The following is a 22184-nucleotide window of genomic DNA, read 5'->3' as shown; positions in this document are numbered from 1 at the left end:
GTCATTTTGGCGGAATTTCTTTCCCAATATATGCTTCAATGAGGATATTGGTTTAAAAAATTTTATCCCGTATATAAGGTGCTGTAAGATTTCCACTTCAGGAGTTGGATAATCAGTAATGCCACAAGTCTAAGTGGAAGATAACAGCACCTAAATGCCCTATTACAGTTTTACCTCATATTTTACTGCGTATTTCCCATAATTCTGGGAAAAAGTAATGTTCAAGAACCTTCTTTAAATAATGGACGCCAGAGGATCCTCCCGTACCTGTTTTGAAGCCAATAATGCGTTCGACTGTTTTCATATGCCTGAATCGCCATTGCTGAAACCAATCTTCAATGTCTACTAATTTTTCAGCAAGCTGGTATAATTCCCAGTATTTATTTGTATTTTGATAGACGGTTAACCAAGCCTGCTCAACAGAAGTGTCCTTTTCATAGGATTTCGAAAAATCACGTTGCAAAATGTCCGTGTTAATGGATAATCCATGATCTGCCAATGCTTGAATAGCAACGTCATAAAGTCCAGGTGCATGATAAGCCTTCTCTAATGTTTGATGAAACTGTGGATCGTTTTCATATATTTTTAAAATATACGGGGTTTTGTAGCCAAGCACAAATTCGACAAGTCGATATTGGTAAGATTGAAATCCGGATGCATTACCAAGGCTTTCTCTAAATTCCATGTACTCTGCTGGCGTTAAGGTGGATAAAACGTCCCATGCTTGAATGATTTGCGATTGCGTTTTGGAAACACGGGCAAGCATTTTAAACGATGCTTGAAAATTGCCTTGTTGAATCGATGTAATTGCTGCCTGAATTTCATGGATAATCAGCTTTAGCCAAAGCTCACTTACTTGATGGATAATGATAAACAGCATTTCATCATGATGATCGGACAATCGCTTTTGACTGGTTAATAACGTATCTAATTGCAAATAATCGCCATACGTCATTTTTTCCTTGAAGTCTGTGTAGATACCGTCTTCTGAACCAAAAACTCGATTCTTTTTATCTGTCATTACTCATGCTCCCCTTTCTGATTGGGCGAATAACCGCTCGGACGGGACTGCCATCAGCACCTTGGATGGGCAAAGGAAGGGCAATGAGTTCATATTCCCCAGCTGGAACCGTATCAAGCATCACGTTTTCCAGAATATAAATTCCATGCGCAGCTAATGCATGGTGAGTAGCTAAGTCCTTACTATCTGGTGCATCGACTGAAGGCATATCTACTCCTAGTAAATGAACTCCTTTTGCTTGTAAAAAGGGAGCAATATCTGGATCTAAGTAAGGGAGTTTTGCTGGAAAACGATCCGGTTGATTCTCCAAGCTTGTGTGTAATAAAATCCTTTTTGTGTTGCTAGGCCAATCCATTGCTGATAAAACTTGTGCATTAATTGTTTTTGTATGACTTACATCGATGACAACAGCTCTTCCAATATAGGGCTCGATAGGTAATTGATCCACCGTTTTCCCAGTAGCTGAAAAATGATATGGTGCATCGATATGTGTACCGATATGTAAACTCGTATGGATATTCCCAATATTAACAGACTTCGTTTCTTCTATGGAAGCTGTGAGACGATACTGAAACGGAGTGTCTCCAGGCCAATGCGCAATCTGAGGTGAAAGTGGCTGTGAAATATCTATCCAGTCAGTCATTTAGGCAATCACTCCCCGCTTATTTTCATATGCTTTGTAGCTTTCATCTTTCATAATTGACTTAAGTAGCTGAACCATTTGCCAAACTTCCGTATATGTATTGTATAAAGCAACAGGTGCTAAACGAATACCATTTGGTTTACGGAAATCTGGGATGACGCCATTTGCTTTCAACGCTTTACAGATTCGGGCAGCTTCTGCGTGCTCCAAGTATACATGCCCGCCACGTATAGAATCTGAGCGAGGATTTGCTATTGTAAAGCCGTATTCGAAAAGCTCCTTATCAACAAGCTCCATTAAATATGCAGTTAACTGTAACGATTTCCCCCTAATTGCTTCTATCCCTATTTCGGATATCATCTCTAGAGAGCCAAGCAATGGAGCGGCACTTAATACGTGCGGTGTGCCAATTTGATAAGCGCCAGCATTATTTGCTGGAGATAAGCTATGTTCCATATCAAATTGTTTAGCTTTGTCAGAGCTGAACCAGCCAGCGAGTCCAGGCTTTTTGCTAAAATTTTTTTTATTCACATATAAGCCACCAACGCTCCCTGGTCCACCATTTAAATGCTTATACGTACACCAAAAAGCAAAATCCACCTCCCAATCAGATAATTGATGCGGAATTGCGCCAATCGAATGACATAAATCAAATCCGATTTTGATGCCTTTTTGATGCGCTGCTTTAGTAATTGTTTCCATATCTAAAATTTGACCACTACGGTAAAGCACTCCCGGAAGAATGATTAACGCAATTTCTTCTGTCATCGCTTCCATAATTGCAGAGGTTTGCAATGTGTTGCCATCTGTACTTTGAACTTTTACGAGGTGATCTGTTGGGTCGAATCCTTTTAACTGTAGTTGGCTTTGTAGTGCATAAATATCGGACGGGAAATTCAGCTCATCGGCAAGGATTTTGGTTCTTTTTCCTTCTGGATGAAAGAAACTTGCGGTAAGTTGATGTAAATTCGTTGTTGTTGAGCCAGTAATAATTACTTCTTCCGCATGAGCACCTATTAACGGTGCTGTCATAGCGCCTAGTTTTTCCGATAAATAAAACCACGGGTGCTCCCCCTCTGTCCAGCCATCGATCCCATGTTGTTTCCAGGAAGCCAATAAGTTGTGTAGTGCTGCTTCTGCCCGAGTGGATAACAGGCCTAAAGAATTGCCGTCAAAATAGATCTGGTCGGATGAAGTGTAGAATTCTTCTCGGTATTTGCTTAATGGATCTTGTTCATCGAGTCGTTTTGCTTCGCTAATATCTGTTTTCATCTTTCTCCCTCCATCACATAAATAAAATGCTCACGTATTATTTTAACAAATTTCTGTATGTTTTGGCTTTTTTTTTGAGGTTTTTTAAATTTGGATAGCAAAGGCAGATTTCAGTTATGAAACAATGGATCAAAAAATAAAATAGAATATTAACAATTATCACAAAAAAGTGTAACGTTTTTTGTACTATATTAAAGTGTAAGATTTTTTGGTTTTAAAAAAACGAAGGCATTCGCCATAAGACTTGGCGACAAGCCAAGTTTTTCTAAAAAAGGAGGGGGTGATGAGTTGAATGGCGCTGCTCTTAGATATTTAAAATAAGGCGCAAGTTAAGGTTTTATCTAACATACGAAAGGAGAATCTAAATGGAAGAGACAGTATGGTCATTAATACCGCCGATTATAGCAATTGTCATGGTTTTATTAACGAAGCGGGTACTATTGTCATTGGGAGTTGGTATCCTCGCTGCCGCATTGTTCCTAGGTAAGTTTCAGGTTGGAGATTCTTTAAAGCTCGTTTGGGAGGCGTTTAAAGGGGTGTTTGTTGTAGATGGCGCATTGGATACGTGGAATGTTTTTATCTTGCTGTTTGTGCTAATGCTAGGTATGCTGACGGCTCTAGTAACTATGATGGGCGGGACGCGTTCATTTGCAGAATGGATGATTCGCAGAGTAAAAACAAGAACTGGTGCACAACTGATGACGGTTCTATTTGGAGTCATTATTTTTGTGGATGACTATTTTAACAGTTTAACTGTAGGACAAATTGCTAAGCCGGTTACTGATAAGCAACGCATATCACGTGCAAAACTTGCTTATCTTGTCGATTCAACTTCAGCACCAGTCAGTGTAGTTGCTCCCGTATCGAGCTGGGGAGCTTATATTATTGGTATTATTGGCACTGTATTAGCGACACATCAGGTAACCGAGTACGGTGCTTTTCAAGCATTTTTACAAATGATTCCAATGAATTATTATGTTTGGGCAGCGTTAGGCGTTGTCGTAGTTATTGCAATCAAACAAATTGATTTCGGCCCCATGAAAGTACACGAACAACGAGCGCTGGAAACAGGAGAAGTGTTAAATCCAGCACAAAAAGAAACGATAGATGTAGCCTCTAAACTTCCGGTTAGTGAAGTTAGTAAAAGGCGTGACTTACTCCTTCCGATGATTACATTATTTATCGCTACGATTATCGCTATCTTTGTGGACGGTTTACGTAAAGTAGAGGGTGAAAAAACGTGGATTAATATATTAGGAAGTGCGGATGTATCGTTAGCGCTATTCGTTGGCGGTAGTATAGGTATGGTACTGACGATGATCTTGTTTTATCAGCATATTCGCGCAGGAAAACTTTCGTACAAAAATTTTATAACAGGCGCTATAACAGGCGCGAAATCAATGGTGCCAGCTTTTGGTATTTTAATTTTTGCTTGGGCGATTGCAGCATTAATTAGCCAACTCGGCACCGGTGTTTATTTGGCAAGTGTTGTCGAAGCAGCCAACTTAAGTGTTTATCTCCTTCCGTTGATCGTATTTTTAATGGCCGGGTTTATTGCGTTTTCAACAGGGACATCTTGGGGAGCGTTTGGTATTTTGCTTCCTATTGCTGGGGAAATAGCAGCAACAACGGATGTAACATTAATGTTACCGATATTGGCTGCAGTATTAGCAGGTGCTGTTTTCGGTGACCATTGTTCCCCGATCTCTGATACGACAATTCTGTCATCAACTGGTTCTAGCTGCCATCATATTGATCATGTTACAACCCAAATTCCTTATGCGCTTTTAGCTGCTTGTATAGCCGGTTTGGGGTATATTGTGTTTGGGTTTACAGAAAGTGTTTTATTAGGCTTAGTAATGGTACTTGTTAGCCTCATTGGCTTATTTATTGGGATGCGAAAGAGGAAAGTTACTGAAACATAGACAGAACTATTTTAATAAATAGAAAATTAATATTAAAGATAATTTCAGTATATTGCTAATTGGTAGAACATATCTTATACTGTTAGTAAATAAATGAAATACCATTTCGTATAATGAAATTTATAGGGAGGAATACAATGGTTTTTGTGTCTGAGAAGGTGAAAAATCTTCCCCCATATTTATTTTCTCAGTTTCAGCAACGAAAAGAACAACTTAAGCAAAAGGGCGTAGACGTGATTGATTTAGGAATCGGTTCTCCGGATTTACCAACACCGTCATTTGTCTATGAAGAATTGAAGGAGCAAGTGAACAATCCGCAAAACCATAGATATTCTCCTTACAGTGGGTGTGACGAATTTAAACAGGCAGTGGCATCTTTTTATGCAAAACGATATCAGGTTACTCTTGATCCCAACACAGAAGTTCTTACATTAATTGGTTCCAAAGAAGGGATAGCGAACTTAATTCAAGCAGTTATAAATCCAATGGATAAAGTGTTGGTTCCAGATCCAGGCTATCCAGCTTACCGAAAAGGGGTTCATTTGGCGGGAGGGGTAAGTGTATCATTACCGCTTGATGCTAATAATCAGTACGCACCTTTGTTTGATCAGATTTCCGAACAGGACGCAATAGCTGCGAAATTAATGTTCCTTAATTACCCAAACAACCCGACTGCTGCATATGGAGAATGGGGAACTTATTTGGAAGCGGTTTCTTTTTGTCGGCGATACAATATTTTACTCGCACATGATGCAGCTTATGACCTCGTAACCTTTGGCAATTATAAAGCCCCGAGCGCTTTACAAATTCCAGGTGCCAAAGACTATGTTGTTGAATTAGGGTCATTATCCAAAAGCTTTAATATGACAGGGTGGCGGATCGGGTATATCGTCGGGAATAAGGAAGTTATCGCTGCACTCGCCACTTTAAAAAGCAATATCGACACCTGTCAGTTTATGCCGATTCAAAAAGCAGCGGCAAAGGCGTTACAAAGTGATTTAACTGCTGTAAAGGAGAATAATCTTATTTATGAACAACGGATGGAAAAACTGCATACTGCTTTAGGGAAATTGGGGCTTCACGCTGAAAAACCAAAAGGCACGTTATATCTTTGGGTGCAAGTGCCTAGAGAAGAAAGCTCTCTAACATTTGCTAACCGGTTACTAGAAGAGACCGGCATTATTGTGACGCCTGGAACTGCGTTTGGAGCAAATGGGGAAGGCTTTATTCGGATTTCTTTATCGACACATGCTGAACGTTTAGATGAAGTCGTTCGACGTTTGAGCAAATTGGATGTAAAGAGGTGACAAGGTGGAAATGAGCCATAAAAAAGAAACTGCTGCACAGGCAATTATTCACTGCTTAAGGCAAGCGCAAGTTGAAAAAGTGTTTTGTGTTCCAGGTGAGAGCTATTTACCGGTTTTAGACGCTTTATATGATACCTCATCTATTCAAGTCATCTCAGCACGTCATGAAGGTGGAGCTGCGTTTATGGCTGAAGCGTACGCAAAATCCGCTTTAAAGCCTGGAATTGTGATGGCAACAAGGGGGGTAGGTGCAACTAATTTATCGATTGGTGTGCATACAGCATATCAAGATTCTACGCCAATGGTCGTATTTCTGGGGCAGGTTCATAGCAAATTTATTGGCAAAGAAGGATTTCAAGAGGTGGATTTGGCGCATTATTTTCAACCTATCGCCAAGTGGTCTGTGGAATTAACAGATGCAGATCGCACGGTAGAGATCGTCCAACGAGCATTTCATATTGCGATTTCCGGTAGACCAGGACCCGTAATTATTTCTTTACCAGAAGATGTATTGCATCAAGAAACAATCATAGCGTCACCGCAAACGCCGCTAAGACAAACACCAGTACCATCAGCAACAGAAGTGAAAAAAATGGAGGCGATGTTAAATCATGCAAAGCGACCTGTCATCATAGCTGGGGGAGGGGTGAAGAGTGCACAAGCGGAGGTAGCATTGAAGCATGTTGCGGAACTGTTTCATTTGCCAGTTTTATCCGCGTTTCGAAGGCATGATGTCTTCCCAAATGATCATTTACTTTATGCTGGTCATTTAGGGTTAGGAACACCGAAGTCCGTATTAAAAACAGTGCAACAGGCAGATGTTGTATTAGCTTTTGGTACACGACTATCAGAAGTGACTACCCAAGACTATTCGCTTCTATCTACAGATCAACAACTTATCCACATTGATATTGATTTCAACAGTATTGGGAAAAGCTATTTTCCTGACGTTGCCATAGTGGCTGATATGAAAGAAGCGCTTTTGCAATTACAAACGATGAAATTAACTCCAAATTGGGAAAGATGGGCTTCTGCATGCAATGCACGTTATATTCATGCAAGCAGAATCGATGAGACAGAATCTACACATATGAACACAGAAATTATTTCCTATTTATTAACAACACTGCCAGATAATGCGATAATTACAAATGATGCTGGCAATTTCGCTGGTTGGATTCATCAGTATTATACTTTTACACAGCCTCACACCTATGTTGGACCAACATCAGGTGCGATGGGATATGGATTACCGGCTGCGATAGGGGCTAAGCTTGCTTTTCCAAATCGGGTGGTTGTCGGATTTGCAGGTGACGGTGGTTTTATGATGACTTGTCAAGAATTGGAAACAGCTGTTCGCTATAATATTCCAGTCATATGTCTCGTTTTTAATAATAAGATGTATGGGACGATTCGCATGCACCAAGAAATGCACTATCCACAGAAAGTGATAGCTACGGATTTAGGCGAGGTTTGCTTCAAGGATTTAGCCATAAGTGTGGGGGCGCTTGGTTATCGCGTGACAACGATTCAGGAGTTTAAGGTTGCTTTTGCCGAAAGCTATCAAGCAAAAAAGCCAACTGTAATTGAAATAATGAGTGACCGAGAACAAATATCTGTGTCACAAACAATTACAGACATCCGTGATCGTAACAATCATAAAAAATAAAGTAGGAGGAGATTTGATATGACAACGATTTTACAAACAGATAAGCTGAAAAATTTTATTGCTGGAGAATGGCAGGAAGCAAATCCAACCGTGGCTGTTCATAACCCTGCTACGGGTGAGGAGATCGTACATGTACCTTTGTCAGGGAAAAAAGAAGTTGACCAGGCAGTGGCTGCAGCGAAGCAAGCACAAAAAGAATGGGCATTGGTCCCTGCACCACAGCGGGCTGAGGTTTTATATGAAGTAGGTAATATCATGAAGGAAAGAAAGGAAAGACTGTCGCAGTTATTAACGACGGAGAATGGAAAAGTGTTGGAAGAAGCAAGAGGCGAAGTACAGGAAGGCATTGATATGGCTTTTTATATGGCAGGAGAAGGACGCAGGTTATTCGGGCAAACGACGCCAGCAGAATTAAAAGATAAATTCGCAATGAGCCAGCGCTGTCCTGTGGGTGTAGTGGGAATTATTACACCGTGGAATTTCCCAATTGCGATTGCAACATGGAAGTCATTTCCTGCTATCGTTGCCGGTAATGCTGTCGTTTGGAAGCCGGCTACAGAGACGCCAATCATGGCTTATGAATTGGCAAAAATATTTGCCGAAGCAGGCTTACCGAAAGGGGTGCTTAATGTCGTCTTTGGCAGTGGCGCTTCCGTAGGTCATTCCATGGTTCATCATGACGATATACGCGTGATTTCCTTTACGGGATCAAACAATACAGGCAGAGATATTGCAGCTGCATGTGGAAGCCAATTAAAGAAAGTGTCTTTGGAAATGGGCGGAAAAAATGCGGTGATTGTGTTGGAAGATGCTGATTTAGATCTAGCAGCAGAAGGGATTATTTGGAGTGCTTTTGGAACAAGCGGGCAACGATGTACGGCATGTAGTCGGGTGATTGTTCATGAACATGTAAAAGAGCAGCTGGAAGAACGTTTACTTGTGAAACTGGAGGAATTAACGATTGGAAATGGATTAGATGAATCTGTTAAGGTTGGTCCAATTATTAATCGAGCTGGATTAGAAAAAATTAAAAAGTACGTACAGATTGGTAAAGAAGAGGGGGCTACATTACTAGCTGGTGGCGAAGAATGGGATACAAATGGTGAACTGGATGGCTACTTCTTTACTCCAACAATTTTTACTGATGCCAATGCTACGATGCGCATTACGCAGGAGGAAATATTCGGTCCTGTCGTTTCATTAATTCCAGTAAAGGATTTCGAGGAAGCGATTCAAGTAAATAATCAAGTATCATACGGTCTATCAAGTTCGATTTTCACAAACGATGTGAATCGAGTATTTCGAGCACAGCGTGATTTAGATACAGGGATTGTTTATGTTAATGCCGGAACAACAGGGGCAGAAATCCATCTTCCGTTTGGAGGGACAAAAGGAACTGGAAACGGTCACCGAGATTCAGGTGTGCAAGCACTAGATGTATTCACAGAATGGAAAGCAATCTATGTTGATTACAGTGGTAAACTACAGCGTGCCCAGATCGATATCGAATAACGTGAACGAGTTCAAGGCGGTTAGCAAAGGACAAACGAAAGTGTACCATGAATGGTTTTCCTAATGACACGTGGTCAGTGGAGGTAAGCTCCATCACCTTTAGGGAAACGCTTGTCAAGTTATCCTGGCATATTATTGGGCTTAGTTTTAGAAAAAGGAGTGAATGGAGTGAAAATAGGTGTTTTAGGAGCTGGGCTAATGGGGAAGGAAGCTGCCAGAGATTTGGTGGCTAGCGATGGAGTAACCGCAGTTGGATTAGCAGATATTGATTTATCAAGAGCAAGTAACATTTGTGCTCAATTGCAGTCTGTCAAGCTAACCCCATATCAAGTGAACGCAGCAGACGTTGTTGAATTAGCAAATTATATGAGAAAATTTGATGTGATTATTAATGCGCTGTTTTATTCATTCAATGAAGTAGTTGCTAAAACAGCTATAGAGGTAGGCGTTCATGCAGTGGATTTAGGCGGCCACATTGGGCACATGACTGATAAAGTGTTGGCACTGCATAAAAAAGCACAAGGCGCCGGTGTTACATTAATTCCTGATTTAGGTGTGGCTCCAGGCATGATCAATATTTTATCAGGTTATGGAGCTAGCAAGCTGGATAAGCCGAAAGAAATCAAATTGTACGTTGGCGGTATTCCTGTAAAACCTGAACCTCCATTGGAGTATAATCATGTATTTTCCATGGAGGGTGTATTTGATCATTATACAGATCCATCACTCATTATTCGAAATGGGGCGAAACAGGAAATTCCTTCTTTATCTGAGGTGGAAGCGATTCATTTTGACAGATTTGGTCCATTGGAAGCTTTTCATACTTCAGGGGGAACTTCAACGCTCTCTATTTCTTATCCAGAATTAAAAACACTGGAATACAAAACCATTCGTTACCCAGGACATGCGGAAAAGTTTAAGCTGCTTGTTGACTTGAATTTAACAAAAGCTAATTATCATGTCGATGTGAATGGACGTACCATTTGCCCTCGTGATGTATTATTAAAAGTTTTAGACCCGATTGTTGATTTAGGTGATAAGGAGGATGCTGTATTATTACGGGTACTTATTGCCGGCAAGAAAGCGGACATGAAAACGTCCTACACATATGAAATGACAACTTATAAAGATCCACAAACAAACGTCACTGCCATGGCCAGAGCTACAGCAAATACGATTTCTATCGTTGCACAAATGATTGCCAGTAAAAAGATTGATAGAAAAGGGGTCTATCCGCCTGAACAAATTGTTCCAGGGGATTCCTATATAAAGGAAATGGCAAAGCGTGGTGTGTATATTTCAGAGCGAGAGCAAGTTAATGAACAGAATACGGTTTATTCTCATACAAAAGGGAATTGAGTGTGCTTTGGTAAATGGGTCATATAACCAGTATGTTCATAGTTCAGTTGGATAAAAGAGATGATGGTAGATTTCAGTGGTGGCCTAATCCACCACTGAATCGCTATAAAATAATCCAGTTACACACAACTTAAAGCCTTATTCGTTGACTATGGTGATGAAGGTGCACTTTTTTCGCATGTAATGGTCGTAAAACATCCACGGATTACTAATTTTTAGCACATCAGTAATAATAGGTAGAGAAGGAACAAAGGGAGCTCAATTTATGAATCAAAGTGTTCTAAAAGCATTAACATTACTAGAGCTATTTCAGGATGATATAGAAGTATTATCCCTTAAAGACATAGCTGAACAGGCTGGGATGCCGAAACCGACAACGTATCGATTACTTACTGCTTTAGAACAAAAGGGATATGTATCGAGAGTGAAGGATGAAGAAGGCGGAAAATACCGTTTAGGATTAAAGCTATTAGAATTAGGTAGTTTAGTAGCGAACCGTATAGAAATAAGAGAGATAGCCTTACCATATATGCGAGCTTTGGCTAAAGATTTAAATGAGGTGGTACACTTAGTGGTTGTTAATCATGAACAGGCGACATATATTGAGAAAGTAGAGAGCACGCGGGCTTTACGTCTTTATACGAAGGTTGGAAAAAGTGTTCCGCTATATCTTGGCTCTGGACCAAAGCTGCTTTTAGCTTATTTACCCGAGGAAAAACAGCAGGAAATTGTCCAGCAATCCGAGCTTCGATCGATGCACCGGCTGGTAAAACAAGAAGAACTGTTACAAGAATTGCGGCAGATTAGAGAAAACGGCTTTGCTTATAGTGTTGGTGAACAGGACGAAGATACAACAGGTGTATCTTATCCCATTTTCAATCACCATAGCCAAATGATAGCTGCTCTAGCAATAAGCGGTTTATCCAGCCGTTTTTCAGGGGATAATTTACAACGGATAAAAGAAAAGACAAAACGGGCAGCTGAACGGATATCGAAAAAACTTGGCTATCGATCGTGAATACGAGGAAACCGAGAGGGATGGGAAGAAGGTATATTCCGTATATAAGGTGCTATAAGTCTTTCACTTTAAGAATTGGAGAATCCACACTACAACAAGTCTAAGTGGGAGATAACACTACCGCAATGCCTGCCGGATTCGTTTAAAGACCTTTAGGGCATGCCGTTACGGTACTAACGATCAGTGGGGGATAAATAAGAACTCTCACTGCTGGAAGATTCACTTTAAAACAGGCAAACGAAAAGTTGCTAACATTTAACGCATGATTCATAAGGAGGGGAAGACGTTGAACACTGTTTTTATTGCGGGGCATGCACGTCTACCTTCAGGGATGGCTGCTCAAAGTATTTATGAAACATTAACGATTACTGCTGAAATTGATAAAAAGTATGGTGTGATCGTTACAGCTGGCTGCACACTTGCTACGGATCATGGGAAAAATTTTGTACAGCATTTACTTCGTGGTCATAGTTTACAAGATGGGATTGACAAGCCCGTAGAGATGATTAAAGCACACTATTTAGGTAAGGCAGGAAATGCACTTGCATCTGCTTTAAAAGATTTATATAAACAATATGAGTCTAAAAAGCAAATATAGGCTTTTTAACTTATAGTACTAACAATCAGTGGGGGTGAATGAAAAACCCCACTGATGGAAGACTCACTTTATTTAAGAGTAGCATTTGTTTAATTTAATAAGTCTAAAACGATTTCAGAAATCCTATGTCTCAATACTAATTGAGCTTTTCTAGCTTTTATATTGAAGGATTCAATATCTTTTGTTTGCTCTTCCCAAGTTAATTCAGTTTCTCTTTCTAATTTAACAATTTCATCTTCTATCCAGTTTCTATAATTGCTATAAATATTTGCGGCTTTTAATTCACTGCTAAAAGGATCTGGAACCTGGTAATGTAAATTAGTAAGCCATTTTTGAAAACCTTTTTCTCCTTGTTGATTTATTATTTGATTAAATTCCAAAAGTATTTCTTCTATCAGCTTTTCCGGGAATTTTTCATCTTTCATTTTTTGTTCCAAATGGTGCAAAGTAATGCCAGCTAAATTATTACTTTCTATACCTAAAAAGCTATAAAAGAAATTATCTAGTTTACTCACAAAAAAATACCTCCGTGGATAATTCTAATTAAGATTAAATATAAAAAATGAAATCTGATTATTCGTAACCTGTCACTTTACTTCTTTAAAAGAAGTGCACTTTTTAACAGAGATACTCTCCTCTACAAAAGTCGTTTCCAATTAGTGTCTTTTATGTCTTTTTCATTCGGTATCCTTATAAACTCAATAAACCTTGCTTCACAAGCTCCTACTAAAATAAAGTTTTTTTGTGCTTGCCTTAATGATGGAGTATTAGCTCCTCCTTCATAATCGGGATCAACAAATTGAACAGGATCATCTTCCCAAAAACATATTTCACATAAATCATAAGTACCTGGTGGTTCTTCGTCTAATGTCATATATCCACAACATGGACAAGTATATTTCATATTATCTCTCCGTTACTTTTAAATTAGATAGTAACATCTGCTTATCATCAACTTGGTCTTATTCGAAATAAGATCTTGATATGGCGTAAACTTCAGTCACGAGCTTTAAAACAATCTTCACAGATAAACTTTCCTTCATTTATAAGATACCGTTTAATTTCCGTCATGCCTTTACGTTTTGGCCAACGCATCTTCACAAGCACAACATCCTCATCCCTTATTATTTTCTCGCATAATGAACATTTTGGCTGTTCTCCAAACATTCATTTCACCTCTTAATGATAAAAATGATGATTCAATAGTAACTGTCTATTGCCAAAAAACACGCTTATTAAAGAGAATTATCAAATGATTGACATAGCTTTATGGTGCTTCATTTTTCTTCCACATAAGATAATTGTAGAGTAATTGCCCAGCAAATAATATAGAGAAAAGCAACCCTAAGATAATATTTTCTATTATGCTGAAATCCGAGAAATAATAAATAAATATCATAGCTAAAATTACTATAGGAAATAATATTATTGTTCTAATCATTTTTTGCCGATATGATAATCTAAAGTAGTTGAATTTACATCCTTTATCCACTTTTCCCTTACCTTTAAAAAATACAGTAAATAGAATACAAACGGATAACGAAATAATAATGGGAATCATTAGTTCTCTTAACAACATCTAATACCACTCCAAGTTCATCAGTTTATTAATTTCAACTTATTTCTGCTGTTGGATACATCCTGAATTTATCCCATATATAGGTTGCTGTAAGACACCCGCTTCAGTAATTGGATAATCTTGTACTGCAACAAGTCTAAGTGGGAGATAACAGCACCTAAATGCCCTATTTCGTAACAAGCCTTTAGGTCATATCATACGGTACAAACAAGCCGTGGGGGATGAATAAAAACCACCACTAATTGAAGATTCACTTTATAAGACTGATTATAACATAGCAATAGAATGAAGTTAGAAAAATCTGGCTTGTTGCCAAGTTTTAATGGTGAAGCTATCGTTTTTCTTATACTAAAGCCTAAAGCTTTATACATTTTTATAGTACAAAAGAAAAAGCCCTCGAGCTATCGCTCAACCGAAATTCATCTCCCCCTTACTGTTGGGCTAAGCCCTTCACACACTTGGAGAGGGAGATTTCTTTCAGAGGACCGTTAAATTAAACCTTTTTTATTAGATAAGAAAGCATAAAATGAGGTGCTTGGGGATTACGAAATAACCGAATAGCCACGTCCGCGCATGAGCCCAGCAACGATGCGACTTTAGAAATGCGCCCTACGATAAGACATCATCGGTTCGTCGCAAAGAGGAAGGCCGACTAAAAACGGGCTTGCCGCTCAGGCGTCGGCATACCCCTGTTTTTAGTGGCATGATTCCTAAATCTTTAGTTGATTCGTTCCATTCGCTACGTTGCTAAACGGGCCCTTGCGCCTTTGTTCTTAGTGATTAGTATGCTACATTCATGGAGCTCAGGTTAATTCTTTGTTATATTGCTTGCGTGGGATGCTTTTTAATGGACGGATGATTTAATGCCAAAAGAAATCAGTTTCTTTTCCATGAATTCATCCATACCATGATGTCCGCCCTCCTTACCCAAACCAGACTGCTTTATACCACCGAAAGGCGCTTCTGGAGACGCAGGAAATACATCATTGACCCCAACAATTCCGTAATCAAGCTTTTCAGAGACACGAATAGCAATGCTTGTATTTTCGGTAAAAATATAAGCGGCTAAACCGTAATCGGTATCGTTTGCTTTAGCAATCACTTCTGTCTCGTCAGAGAAGGTTTGAATTGGCAATACTGGTCCAAACGTTTCTTCATGCATAATCTTCATGTCATCTGTTACGTTGGAGAGAATAGTTGGCTCGAAATAATATTCAGATAGCCCTTGTTGATGCCAGCGCTGTCCGCCATATTCGGTTACAGCACCTTTCTCAATCGCGTTATGGACATGTGCTGCTACTTTTTCGCATGCTTGCTGATTAATTAATGGACCGATATCCGTTTCCTTTTCTAACCCATTCCCCAGTTTTAAGTTGGCTATGTTGTGCTTTAATAATTGAACAAAATCAGAAACTACGGATTCATGAACGAATAGCCGATTTGTGCAAATACAAGTTTGCCCGTTATTGCGAAATTTGCTTGCGAGAACGAGTGATGCGGCCTTGTTTAAATCAGCATCTGGAAACACGATGCCAGGAGCATGACCACCCAACTCTAAGGAAAGTTTCTTTACATGTTCGGCGCTTTCTCGCATTAAATGTTTACCAACAGCTGTGGAACCGGTAAAAGTAATTAACCGGACATCTTTATTTGTAAGTAACTGATGACCAATAGCTTGTGCATCCCCTGTTACGAGATTAACTACCCCGTTAGGCATTCCAGCACGTGCAAATATTTTTATAATTTCAATTGCGGATAATGGTGTCTCGGGTGCAGGTTTTAGTACAGCCGTACACCCTGCTGCCAATGCAGGTGCAAGCTTCCTTGTAATCATAGAAGATGGAAAGTTCCATGGCGTTATAGCACCAACCACACCAACTGGCTGTGGAACGACAACCATTCTTTTGGATTTTAGCGACGAGGGAAGCCATTCACCGTAATTTCTGCTTGCTTCTTCTGCATACCATAGTAAAAATTGTGCCGCTCCTTTTACTTCGTCCATTGCTTCACGAAGAGGTTTTCCCTGTTCCATCGTTACGATTTCGGCAAGTCTTTCCACTTCCTCTAGCATAAGCTGATAAGCCTTGTATAGGAAAGTCGAGCGCTCTCTACCGGTTTTCTCACTCCACATTGGAAATGCTTGAAGGGCAGCAGCGATGGCTTGATCCGTTTCTTTTGCTCCTGCATAAGCAACAGATGTAATTGGACTTCCTGTAGCTGGATTATAAACCGTTTCTGTTGCATTTTCGTTGATCTCCTGCCAACTACCATTAATAAAAATACTTTTTGTATAAGCGTTGAACATGAACGTACCTCCTATAATTTTCTGGCTATCATTTGAGGGTAGCCAATGATTTCAAGAAAAGAAACAGGCTGTGAAAGTCCGTTTAGCGCAACTTTTATACCACCATTACGGTATGAAAGCTGCGTTTTTAGATCAGCTTCTAAAAACCATTTGAGTTATATGTGATTTAAGTGATTAACCATGATAACTAACTGGTTCGTTCCTATATATTGGGAACAGTTAACATGTGGTAACAGGTCTATCATATAAACCGTTACTTGATATGAACATTTTCTTCCCAAGCTGGCAGCATTTTATGGAGAGGTTTATCTTTTCGGTAACCAAGTACATATTCTGCCTGCATGATGGTATGAATTTCTCTTGTTCCTTCGTATATGACTGGTGCTTTAGAGTTACGCAAATAACGCTCCACAGGGTATTCATCAGAGAATCCATAAGCACCATGAATTTGCACGGCATCATCAGCTGCTTTATTGGCAAAGTCACAAGCTTGCCATTTAGCTAGTGAAGTTTCTCGAGTGTTTCGCTTGCCGGCATTTTTCAATTCACCTGCCTTGTAAACGAGTAGGCGACTCATTTGTAAGCCTGCTTCCATATTAGCGAGCATTTGTTGGACAAGTTGGTGTTTACCAATCTCTTTGCCAAAGGTTGATCGTTCATGACAATAGGATATACTTGCTTCCAAGCAGGCCATGATCTGTCCAACAGCTCCGGCGGCGACGGTAAACCTGCCGTTATCTAAAGCAGACATGGCAATTTTAAAGCCTTCTCCTTCTTCACCAAGTAAATTTTCCTTTGGAACTTTAATATGGTCAAAAAAGATTTCTCCAGTATTGCCTGACCGAATTCCCAGTTTTCCTTTAATCGCTTTAGAAGAAAAACCTTCCCATTCTCTTTCTACAATAAAGGCAGAAATTCCTTTATGCTTTTCCGAGCGATCTTTTGTGTAGGCAAACACGATAAAATTGTCTGCTGTATCGCATAAAGAAATCCAAGTTTTTTGTCCATTTAAAATATAATAGTCACCTTGCCGGTAAGCAGTGGATTCCATTGCAGCTACGTCTGATCCAGCACCAGGCTCTGTTAATCCAAATGCACCTATTTTTTCTCCTTTTGCTTGTGGGACGAGGTATTTCTGCTTCTGCGCTTCATTTGCCCATTGCAATAAAGTCATACTGTTTAATCCAGTATGGACGGAAACAGCAGTACGAAAAGCAGTGTCTCCTCGTTCCAATTCCTCACAAACAATGGCAAGCGAATTATAATCCATGCCACTTCCACCATATTCTTCTGGAATACATACGCCCATTAATCCTAAATCGGCTAGCTTCTTTATAATAGCTGGATCGAATTTTCCTTTTCGATCCCACTCGGAAATGTAAGGCATGATCTCATTATCCGTAAACTGGCGGACAGTGTTGCGTAACATGTTTTGCTCTTCTGTAAATTGAAAATCCATAAATAAACAGCTCCTTTTAATAAATGAAATAATTACTTGTCATATTTTTGCATTGTTTTTTTAGTAAGATAAGAAACCAGCATGGCTCGCCTAGAGCACAAGCCACCATCTATCATGAAAAAACTTTTGCTTTAATGTTTAGATTCTTAAAATACTGTCTAAAATAAATGAGTTAGATAAGTTAAATAGAGTTGTTTTTTCATACAAAAGTATAAAATGAGGTACTTAGGGATAACGAAATAATCGAATCGCCACGTCCGGCGCATGAGCCCAGCAACGATGCGACTTTAGAAATGCGCCCTACGATAAGGCCTCATCGGTTCGTCACTAAGAGGAAGGCCGACTAAAAACGGGCTTGCCGCCCCAGACGTCGGCATACCCCTGTTTTAGTGGCATGATTCCTTTATCTTTAGTTGATTCGTTCCATTCGCTACGTTGCTAAACGGGCGCCCCGAGCCTTTGTTCCACTATAGGAAAGTATAAGATTTTTTTGGTTTATAGTATAAGAAAAACAAAGGCTTCCGCCATAAGTCTTGGCGACAAGCCAAGTTTTTCTAAAAAGATAAGAAAGTATAAAATTTGTTGCTTTGGGATAAGGGAATAACTGAATAGCCACGTCCGGCTTCAGCGCCCAGCAACTAGGCGACTTCACGAAATCGCCCTACGATAAGTCATCATCGGTTCGTCGCTAAGGGGAAGGCCGACTAAAAACGGGCTTGCCGCCCGACGTCGGCATACCCCTGTTTTTAGTGGCATGATTCCTTTATCTTTAGTTGATTCGTTCCAATCGCTACGTTGCTAAACGGGCGCCCCGAGCCTTTGTTCATAAAATTTATCATTGCGTTCTTTTAATCAAATTATATTTTAGCTGATGTTATGTTTCAGATGCTTTTATTTTATCCCGTATATAAGTTGCTGTAAGACTTCCATTTCAGGAGCAGGATAATCTGTACTGCAATTAAGTCTAAGTGGGAGATAACACACTTTAATGCCCTATTTTGGAAGCGGCATATAAGTTCTAATCCATAATAATTTGATTATGTTCACCTGCATTTGGTGGATGATGACGATAAGAAACAGGGGTGCGTGATAGTTTTAACGGGCTTCCAATCATGTTAATTTCTCCTGCAGTTGGATGAGACATTTGGACGAACATTTCTCTTGCAGCTAGCTGAGGGTCAGCTGCTACCTCGGCAATATTTTGAATCGGACCACATGGGATGGACTGCTGTTTGCATTTCTTCAGCCAGTAGGCAGTCGGCTGTTGTGAAAACAATTGCTGCAGTCGCGGTATTAATTCTTTTCGGTGTGCTACCCGGTCAGGATTTGTTCTAAATTTAGGATTGTCTTTTAAAGACGGTTCGCCAGCAATATCACATAAGGCTTCAAATTGCCGATCATTCCCAGCGGCAATGACCATTTGTCCATCCTTTGTTCGAAAAGTCTGATAAGGGACGATGTTCGCGTGTTGATTACCAAGCTGAGATGGTATTTCTCCTGACATGAAATAATTACTTCCAACATTTACGAGTGCACTAACAGCTACATCGTATAACGCAATATCTAATTTTTGTCCTTGCTGTGAAATAGACCTTTCTAATAAAGCGGCTTGAATGCCAATACATGCATACATGCCAGTTAAGACATCCGTTATAGCAACACCCATTTTTTGTGGTCCTGTCTGTTCATCTCCCGTTATACTCATTAGTCCACTCATAGCTTGAATGATAAAATCATAACCAGGCATATCTTTATACGGACCTGTTTCACCGAATCCGGTAATCGAACAATAAATTAATTTAGGGTTAATTTTGGACAGCGTTTCATAATCTAACCCAAATCGCTCCATCGTCCCAGTACGAAAATTGTTAATGATGACATCGCTATCCTTTACTAGCTGTTTTATTGTTTTAACCCCTTCTCCGGATTTAAGGTCAATGGTAATGCTTTTTTTATTTCGATTGGTGCATAGATAATATGCACTAACCCCATTTTGAAACGGTGGACCCCATTTTCGGGTTTCATCACTTCCACCAGGTGCTTCGACTTTAATTATTTCTGCTCCTAAATCACCCAGAATCATCGTACAGTATGGACCGGCTAATACTCTGGACAAGTCAAGGATTCGAATATGTTCCAAGGCTTTCGCCATGCTTTCCCTCCTTTTACTTAATTAGAATATCTTGCAAAAGCTCTTGTCTTCTTCTGCTACAAATACGTTAAAGCTTCCTACCATTCGATAAAGTATAAAGTAAATCTTCAGTCAACAGGCTCTTTTTTTAACCACCAAAGGTAGTCCTTGTCGTAAGGGTGTGAACGAAAGACTTCTGAATAGAACCTGGCATTTGCACTTACAATTAACATCCATTTATCTTCTAAGCTTCGCCTTATAGCATAAAAAGACAACTATGGTGCCTTTTATATGGGAAGATAAAAAATAAACGTAAAAAAGCCAATTCAAAGTTAAATTACAGGTTAGTGCAATTTAAACATGAACTGGCTTTTACCTGTTGTAACAACTCTGGAATGGAGCTGTGAACAGATTAGGCAGTAAACTGATAGGTAAACGTTTGATAGGAATGTAATGATTTCTTATTTTTCAGTATACAATGAATTGTCGAGATTGTAAACGGTTGCTTTGGGATTTTTATAAACCATGAAGTGTATAGTGAGAAGATAAGCGGAATAGGTATACGCATCGATCATAAATTAAGGTTTTATTTTTATCGTTCCATTGTAAGTATGCAGGATAATAGTTTACCATGCTTAAAGATTCCCTCTGAGCATGGTAGGTTTACATAATAAGAAAGTGAAGTTTATCCCGTATATAAAGTGCTGTAAGACCCCCACTTCAGGTGCAGGATAGTCTGTACTGCACCTAAAAGCGGGAGATAACAGTGCCTTTTCATAAGACTTTAGGTCATACCACTACGGTACTAACGAGCCGTGGGGGATGAATGAAAACCTCCACTGATGGAGGATTCACTTTATACTCGTCTATTCTGCTACTATGCATGCAGAATACTAGATGCATTATTTTGCAGCTTTTTGCAGTTTATGGATCATTTTTAATGAGCGACCTGTTCCAATCGCTACAGACTCTAAAGGATTAGGAGCAAGATGAACAGGTACAATCAATTCATGTGATAACCATTCCTTCATACCGTGAAGCAAAGCTCCTCCTCCTGTAAGTACTATACCGTGATCCACAATATCACCACTTAATTCAGGTGGGCAATTTTCCAAGGTCAAACGAATGGCTTCTAACACTTGCTCCAACGACTCTTTTAACGCAAGGTGAATTTCCTTTGAAGTTATCGTGATGGTTTTTGGTAAACCAGTAACCATATCACGACCGCGAATTTCCATCGATTCTTCTTTATGATTCGGATGCGCATAACCAATTTCCATTTTTATATTTTCTGCGGTACGCTCACCAATAAGGACGTTATAGTTTTTGCGGATATGATGAATAATTTCTTCATCCATTTTGTCACCGCCGACACGAACTGAATTACAGGAGACAACCCCGCCGAAAGAAATAATGCCAACTTCAGAAGTACCTCCGCCAATATCAACGATCACATTAGCCACTGGCTCATCAACAGGTAAATCAGCTCCAATAGCAGCAGCAATTGGCTCTTCGATTAAGTGTACCTGTTTCGCACCATAACTTGATACAGCATTATGAATTGCTCTTCGTTCTACAGTAGTGCTACCTGATGGTGTACAGACAACAACTACAGGTTTACGCATGGACATACCAATTTGTTTACTTACTTTTTTCAGAAATGCTTTTAACATTTGCGATGTAACGTCATAATCAGCAATAACACCATCTTTTAGCGGACGAATGGGGATGATATTTTGTGGTGTTTTTCCTACCATTTCTTTCGCCTCTGCACCAACAGCTACTACTTGCTTTGTGTTAACATCAATAGCAACAACGGATGGCTCGTTTAATACAATTCCTTTTGATTTTGTGTATATTAAAATGTTTGCAGTTCCAAGATCAATTCCAACTTCTGCAGTAGAAAACATAATTGAATCCTCCAATGAATACATTTTTCCTTTTATAGCATTCTCTTTATTTTTAGCATTTTAGGGGGTTGCTGGACAAGTGTTAGTTTATGGTAGTTTTAAATTGTTAGATTGTGTCGTCGAAATAGATTGAAAAAATGATGGAACGACTTTCCTCGACGTATTTTCTATTATATAATCCGTTTGTTTAGCAGATCAACAACTGTGCAAGGTCCACTTTCCCTAGTGTTAAATATCAATTATACTATATTTTACAAAATTCAGGGGAGAGATAAGCGTAACAATTTGATTACAAAAAGTCAAAAATTGTAACAATACGTCTATGTTTTTAAGGTTGTCAATCCTAAATTTCATGAAATTTTTACCTTTAGATTGAAGATTTTCCATTGTTTGTGTCTGTGGGAAATTCTTCGCTCCTTTTATTTTAAGGCTTGCTTTTTTAGAACAGTTTGTTTGTCTGGGCTTGGAAATTGATG

At 39.4% G+C, this 22184-nt stretch carries 17 protein-coding genes; 7 read left to right on the top strand and 10 right to left on the bottom strand.

Translation table 11 applies throughout. From position 1 onward, the window contains the following. Positions 1-175: 175 nt before the first annotated feature. From kynA to kynU, 3 genes are read right to left on the bottom strand one after another with little or no spacing between them, the layout of a single operon-like run. Positions 176-1021, bottom strand: a complete 846-nt coding sequence (gene kynA / locus BKP57_RS05510; protein ID WP_050351602.1) for a tryptophan 2,3-dioxygenase — start codon at positions 1019-1021, stop codon at positions 176-178. Further along, positions 1011-1664, bottom strand: a complete 654-nt coding sequence (kynB, locus tag BKP57_RS05505) for an arylformamidase (RefSeq protein WP_050351601.1) — start codon at positions 1662-1664, stop codon at positions 1011-1013. Before kynB ends, kynA begins: the two co-directional genes overlap by 11 nt. Further along, complete coding sequence (gene kynU / locus BKP57_RS05500; protein WP_072741127.1) at positions 1665-2936, bottom strand: kynureninase; 1272 nt, start codon at positions 2934-2936, stop codon at positions 1665-1667. 365 nt (positions 2937-3301) lie between these two features. Between kynU and BKP57_RS05495 the strand changes: the two genes are divergently transcribed. The 7 genes from BKP57_RS05495 (at position 3302) to BKP57_RS05465 (ending at position 12324) form a co-directional block, all read left to right on the top strand. Further along, positions 3302-4861, top strand: a complete 1560-nt coding sequence (locus tag BKP57_RS05495; RefSeq protein ID WP_072741126.1) for a Na+/H+ antiporter NhaC family protein — start codon at positions 3302-3304, stop codon at positions 4859-4861. A gap of 137 nt (positions 4862-4998) precedes the next feature. Next, positions 4999-6168, top strand: coding sequence for an aminotransferase class I/II-fold pyridoxal phosphate-dependent enzyme (locus BKP57_RS05490; protein WP_050351598.1), 1170 nt, complete (start codon positions 4999-5001; stop codon positions 6166-6168). Positions 6169-6172: 4 nt separating this feature from the next. Then, the gene (locus BKP57_RS05485; protein WP_072741125.1) at positions 6173-7837 is read left to right on the top strand and encodes a thiamine pyrophosphate-dependent enzyme; all 1665 of its coding nucleotides are present in this window, start codon (positions 6173-6175) and stop codon (positions 7835-7837) included. An 18-nt stretch (positions 7838-7855) separates the two neighbouring features. Continuing rightward, complete coding sequence (locus BKP57_RS05480) at positions 7856-9349, top strand: aldehyde dehydrogenase family protein (RefSeq protein ID WP_072741124.1); 1494 nt, start codon at positions 7856-7858, stop codon at positions 9347-9349. 168 nt (positions 9350-9517) lie between these two features. Then, positions 9518-10708 carry a saccharopine dehydrogenase family protein gene (locus tag BKP57_RS05475; protein WP_050353449.1) on the top strand — a complete coding sequence of 397 codons (1191 nt, stop codon included), beginning with the start codon at positions 9518-9520 and terminating at the stop codon, positions 10706-10708. A 265-nt stretch (positions 10709-10973) separates the two neighbouring features. Next, complete coding sequence (locus BKP57_RS05470) at positions 10974-11726, top strand: IclR family transcriptional regulator (RefSeq protein ID WP_072741123.1); 753 nt, start codon at positions 10974-10976, stop codon at positions 11724-11726. Positions 11727-12012: 286 nt separating this feature from the next. Beyond that, positions 12013-12324, top strand: coding sequence for a DUF3870 domain-containing protein (locus BKP57_RS05465; protein WP_050351594.1), 312 nt, complete (start codon positions 12013-12015; stop codon positions 12322-12324). Positions 12325-12413: 89 nt separating this feature from the next. Here the strand turns inward: BKP57_RS05465 and BKP57_RS05460 are convergent, their stop codons facing one another. From BKP57_RS05460 to mreBH, 7 genes are all read right to left on the bottom strand, one after another. Then, positions 12414-12839, bottom strand: coding sequence for a hypothetical protein (locus BKP57_RS05460; protein WP_232231328.1), 426 nt, complete (start codon positions 12837-12839; stop codon positions 12414-12416). A 122-nt stretch (positions 12840-12961) separates the two neighbouring features. Beyond that, positions 12962-13228, bottom strand: a complete 267-nt coding sequence (locus BKP57_RS05455) for a CPCC family cysteine-rich protein (RefSeq protein WP_050351593.1) — start codon at positions 13226-13228, stop codon at positions 12962-12964. A gap of 92 nt (positions 13229-13320) precedes the next feature. After that, positions 13321-13491, bottom strand: a complete 171-nt coding sequence (locus tag BKP57_RS05450) for a hypothetical protein (RefSeq protein WP_050351592.1) — start codon at positions 13489-13491, stop codon at positions 13321-13323. A 1256-nt stretch (positions 13492-14747) separates the two neighbouring features. After that, on the bottom strand, positions 14748-16208 hold the full coding sequence (locus BKP57_RS05440; RefSeq protein WP_050351590.1) for an NAD-dependent succinate-semialdehyde dehydrogenase: 1461 nt from the start codon (positions 16206-16208) through the stop codon (positions 14748-14750). A 253-nt stretch (positions 16209-16461) separates the two neighbouring features. After that, positions 16462-17667, bottom strand: a complete 1206-nt coding sequence (locus tag BKP57_RS05435; RefSeq protein WP_050351589.1) for an acyl-CoA dehydrogenase family protein — start codon at positions 17665-17667, stop codon at positions 16462-16464. 1018 nt (positions 17668-18685) lie between these two features. Next, the gene (locus BKP57_RS05430) at positions 18686-19819 is read right to left on the bottom strand and encodes a CaiB/BaiF CoA transferase family protein (protein ID WP_050351588.1); all 1134 of its coding nucleotides are present in this window, start codon (positions 19817-19819) and stop codon (positions 18686-18688) included. 881 nt (positions 19820-20700) lie between these two features. After that, positions 20701-21708, bottom strand: a complete 1008-nt coding sequence (gene mreBH / locus BKP57_RS05425) for a rod-share determining protein MreBH (protein WP_050351587.1) — start codon at positions 21706-21708, stop codon at positions 20701-20703. Between the last annotated feature and the right edge of the window lie 476 nt (positions 21709-22184).

The organism is Virgibacillus sp. 6R (assembly GCF_001895305.1).
Taxonomy (GTDB): Bacteria; Bacillota; Bacilli; order Bacillales; family Amphibacillaceae; genus Virgibacillus; species Virgibacillus pantothenticus.
This window is presented reverse-complemented; position numbering and strand designations above follow the sequence as displayed.